The organism is Arthrobacter sp. Hiyo1, from assembly GCF_001263615.2.
Taxonomy (GTDB): Bacteria; Actinomycetota; Actinomycetes; order Actinomycetales; family Micrococcaceae; genus Arthrobacter.
The window spans coordinates 252,293-254,117 of sequence record NZ_DF952471.1 but is presented as its reverse complement, the minus strand read 5'-3'; the positions used below and the strand labels follow the sequence as shown (position 1 = coordinate 254,117).

Genomic DNA, 1,825 nt, shown 5'->3' with positions numbered 1-1,825 from the left:
TGACGGCCGAGCAGGCAAGGGCAGCAATCGACGCCGGTGCCCGGTTCCTGGTGACGCCCGGCCTTCGCCCCGAGGTTGCGGCGGTGGCTGCGGCCGCCGGTATTCCCTTCAGTTTGGGCGCCATGACACCCACGGAGGTTGCGCAGGCCCTTGACCTCGGTTCCGCGGCAGTCAAGATCTTCCCGGCCAGGCAGCTCGGCCCGGCCTACCTCAAGGATCTCCAGGGTCCCTACCCTGGCATCCGGCTTCTGCCCTCCGGCGGGATCGACGCCTCTAACGCCAAGAGCTATCTCGACGCCGGCGCCGCAGCGGTCTGCTGTGGAACCAGCGTGGTCCCTCCCTCCGCCGTGGCCGCAGGCGACTGGGCTGACATTTCGGCCAGGGCCGCCGCCTTCACCGCCACCCTCGCGTAGGAATCCCCAGAAAGTAACCTCCATGAATGAATTCCTGAACTGGCTGCGGCACGATACCGCCGGCCTGCTTCTCCTGGCAGGGGCCGGCATTGCCCTCCTGTTGTTTCTGATCATCAAAGTCAAGGTAGAACCGTTCATTGCCTTGGTGGGTACCAGCGTGCTCGTCGCGCTGGCGGGCGGCGTGAGCATCGATGCCCTCGTCGGCTCGCCGATCAAGAGCGGTGACGCCCTCATCGAGAAGGGCTTCGCCGGGATCCTCGGACACATCACGTTGATCATCGGCCTGGGCACCGTCCTTGGCGCTATCCTGGAACGTTCCGGTGGTGCGGAGGTCCTGCTGGGCAGGCTCGTGAAGATCTTCGGCGAAAAGGGAACGCCGCTGGCCATGGGCGTCACCGGTTTTGTCCTCGGCATTCCGGTCTTCTTCGACATCGGTATTTTCGTGCTCGCACCCCTCGTCTACGTGGCGGCGGTACGCGGCGGGAAGTCCCTGATTCTGTATGCCTTGCCGCTCCTCGCCGGCCTCTCGGTGACCCACGCCTTCCTGCCACCGCACCCGGGTCCCGTGGCAGCGGCTGGCCTGTTCCACGTTGAACTTGGCTGGATCATCATCATGGGCCTCGCCTGCGGTATCCCCGCTTGGTTCGCTTCCGGCATTCTCTGGGGCCAGTGGATCGGCAAGCGCGTGCAAGTGTCCGTTCCGGAGGACCGCGTGATCCCGGAGGCAGAGGAAGCCGTGGGCCACGAGCCGCCTATGAGCGTCGTTGCCCTTGCCATCGGCCTGCCGATGCTCCTGATCCTTGGCGCCACCTTCGGCAATGTCTTCCTGCCCGCCGGTGGTTTCCGCGATGCGCTCGTGTTCTTCGGCAACCCGGCCATTGCGCTCACCGTTGCCGTTGCACTCTCCATGTGGCTCCTGGGCACGCGCCGGGGCATGAGCGCCAAGGACCTCTCCGAACTGAGCTCGGCCTCGCTGAAGCCGGTCGGCATGATCCTGCTTGTTGTTGGAGCCGGCGCATTCTTCGGCGCCGTGCTCTCGGCAACCGGGGTGGGCAACGCGGTGGCGGACACTTTGGCCAAGGCCGGGCTGCCGGTGATCGTGTCCGCTTACGTGATCGCCTGCGGCATGCGCCTCGCCCAGGGCTCGGCCACGGTCGCGATCGTGACCACCGGCGGCATCCTGGCCCCGGCGCTCACGGCCGGACACTATTCGCAGCCGCAATTGGCCCTGATTGTCATGGCCATCTCCTCCGGCTCCATCATCGCCAGCCACGTGAACGACGGCGGATTCTGGATCATCTCCAAGTACTTCAACATGTCAGTCAAGGACACCCTGAAGACGTGGACGGTGCTGGAGACCGTGCTCTCGGTAGTGGGCTTCGGCATGGCGGCGCTGCTGTACCAGTTCGGGG

General features: G+C 65.6%; 2 protein-coding genes. Both read left to right on the top strand.

What is annotated here, in order from left to right; translation table 11 throughout:
• Positions 1 to 413, top strand: a 413-nt coding sequence (locus tag AHiyo1_RS12725) for a bifunctional 4-hydroxy-2-oxoglutarate aldolase/2-dehydro-3-deoxy-phosphogluconate aldolase (protein ID WP_445286218.1), incomplete at its 5' end; no start/stop codon positions are given.
• A 22-nt stretch (positions 414 to 435) separates the two neighbouring features.
• The coding region (locus tag AHiyo1_RS12720) for a GntP family permease (protein WP_059388809.1) at positions 436 to 1,825 on the top strand (1,390 nt) is incomplete at its 3' end.